This is a genomic window from Acinetobacter sp. WCHA29 (assembly GCF_002165335.1).
In the GTDB taxonomy this organism is placed as follows: Bacteria; Pseudomonadota; Gammaproteobacteria; order Pseudomonadales; family Moraxellaceae; genus Acinetobacter.
Map to the genome: position 1 here is coordinate 1 of NZ_NHRQ01000045.1, position 2,117 is coordinate 2,117.

The window sequence follows — 2,117 nt, forward strand, 5'->3', positions numbered from 1 at the left end:
AGACGATCTAAACTGATTTTGAATCATATTTTTTCAGCCTTGATGGCCTACGTCGAGATACAAAAGAACCAGTTTGATCAGATCTTTGAAAATGTATATCGTTGGCAGAAGAAATTATTTAGACCAATCATCAAAGACTTCATTGATGACTTTATTCTCGATAAAAACCATCTGCTACCACAGAGAATCTATAAATGATAGTGCGTAAGTCCTAATTAATTAAATTAACTTAATACAATTTAATCAATAGTTTAATTTTAATTGATTAAAAATTAAAAAAAATAATTAAATAAATTTTACATAAGTAATTATAAAATAACATTTTTTTACATTATACATTTAACTGGAATTCACAGTCGAATATCTGTATTCTGTTACAAGTAAAGCTTCTAAGTTGTTAGTTCATAAGGCTTATTGAAAAATACTAAAGAGTTGGCCTTGATCAATTAATGTTAATTTTGGATGTATTCACGATGGAATTCGTCAGACTGCTGTACGCAAGTAAAGTTGCTAATACATATCCTGAGCTAAAGCAGGATTTAATTGAAATCTTAAATTCAGCAGTAGATTTTAACTATCGTAATGAAATTACTGGTGTCCTTTACTATGGACATGGATACTTCGTTCAATGTCTTGAGGGTAAGAGGAGCAAAGTAGATGATCTTTTGTATACTCGAATTTTGAAAGATCCAAGACACAAAAATTGTGAAATTCTATTTTATGAAAAATGTAATGTAGGCCTTTTTAAAAATTGGAACATGAAATTCGCACCAATTAATAAAAGGCTGAGGGACTTCTTTCTAGAAAATCATAGAGATGACTTTAATCCATTTTTACTATCAACTGAAACAATTCCAAATTTTATTGATCTTTTAGCATCGGAATATGCAATAGAACCATATTCATTCGAAATGAATGAATAATCCAAATTTTTAGATAGCATTGTTATAGAGTAAAATAATGAATATACGATTATGCTATGCCAGTTCACGTCATGAGCTAATAGATAATTTGATTGAAGACTTAAGTGATATCCTCACAGTTGCAAGAGACTTTAATTCTAAAAATGATATTTTCGGGGTTTTATATTATGCAAATAATGCTTTTTTCCAATGTTTAGAGGGGGAAAAGGTAATTGTTCATGAGCTCTTTGATCGTATTAAAGCCGATTGTAGACACAATTCAATATTAGAATTCAATGTTGTAGAAATTGATAAATTCAGTTTTAAAAATTGGTCTATGAAGTATGTGCAAAAAAGCTCAAATATCGATATTTTCTTTAATCAAATAGGATTTGGTCAGTTCGTTCCAGCAGCTATAAATGAAGAGAATTTAAATCGATTTATAGACGTACTCTTAACTGAAAATCAGACAGAAGTAAAAAGAAAAATTGGTTTAAACAGACGTGGAACTCGTCCATACTTGTAGGACTAAAAAAGACGAGCTCTATTAGCCCGTCTTTTTTAATTCTTAAAGTGCAATAGTCTTGCTTGTTCCTAAATCTTGCGTTTCACCTGTTACTGCTGCCTTAGTAAGCTTATAGAGTGTGAATAGTGTGCCTGAACCTTTCCAATATTGAGCACCATTGCATACAACTCTAATCAGTTGAATGTCTGAATCGGATTTACCCTGTTGGAAGAAAGCCTCATAGGCAGGGGACCAGATTTCATCAAGTATGACTTCATCAATCACATTTTCTGCAATACCATTAATAGAGACATAATCATTATTTGAGGTATTACTATAACCCAAATTTACCTGAGGATTGCTTGATATACTTTTTACTAATTCAGATTTTTTTGAACCTAAGAACCATACAATTCCATTGAATGTATTATTCTGAGCAGTCATAGGAACGGAATGCAAATGACCTTCTTCAGTGACAAATGTTAACATTGCGAATCTAAAATGCTTAAGTAATTCGCTCAACTCTTCATAATTGCTATTAATATTTTCCATATTTCTAATACTCAATAAGTAATTTGAATTAATACTATCTATTAAAAGAATATTAATAGAAGTTTATATTTGTATTTACAATAGACTTCCGTCATAAATCAAAAAACGTACAATTTATTTGATCTTAAATTAATCAGCAAAATTATTTAATTCAAGAG

Annotated in this window: 3 protein-coding genes and 1 pseudogene; 3 read left to right on the forward strand and 1 reads right to left on the reverse strand. The window is 29.9% G+C overall.

The window, feature by feature from the left end; all coding sequences use genetic code 11:
* The 3 genes and pseudogenes from CDG59_RS14820 to CDG59_RS14830 all read left to right on the forward strand — a co-directional run.
* A pseudogene (locus CDG59_RS14820) lies at nucleotides 1–198 on the forward strand (IS701 family transposase); the annotation flags it as partial.
* Between the two features lie 275 nt (nucleotides 199–473).
* Nucleotides 474–923, forward strand: coding sequence for a BLUF domain-containing protein (locus tag CDG59_RS14825; protein ID WP_087546030.1), 450 nt, complete (start codon nucleotides 474–476; stop codon nucleotides 921–923).
* Between the two features lie 37 nt (nucleotides 924–960).
* Complete coding sequence (locus tag CDG59_RS14830; protein WP_087546032.1) at nucleotides 961–1,428, forward strand: BLUF domain-containing protein; 468 nt, start codon at nucleotides 961–963, stop codon at nucleotides 1,426–1,428.
* A 42-nt stretch (nucleotides 1,429–1,470) separates the two neighbouring features.
* On the opposite strand, the gene CDG59_RS14835 is transcribed toward CDG59_RS14830, so the two are convergent.
* Nucleotides 1,471–1,959 (reverse strand): pyridoxamine 5'-phosphate oxidase family protein, encoded by a 489-nt coding sequence (locus CDG59_RS14835; protein ID WP_087546034.1) that lies wholly within the window; start codon nucleotides 1,957–1,959, stop codon nucleotides 1,471–1,473.
* Between the last annotated feature and the right edge of the window lie 158 nt (nucleotides 1,960–2,117).

Excerpts from the sequence above, each read along its gene's own strand:
- CDG59_RS14825 (WP_087546030.1), top strand. The coding sequence starts at position 474 with ATGGAATTCGTCAGACTGCTGTACGCAAGTAAAGTTGCTAATACATAT.
- CDG59_RS14835 (WP_087546034.1), bottom strand. The coding sequence starts at position 1,959 with ATGGAAAATATTAATAGCAATTATGAAGAGTTGAGCGAATTACTTAAG.
- CDG59_RS14830 (WP_087546032.1), top strand. The coding sequence starts at position 961 with ATGAATATACGATTATGCTATGCCAGTTCACGTCATGAGCTAATAGAT.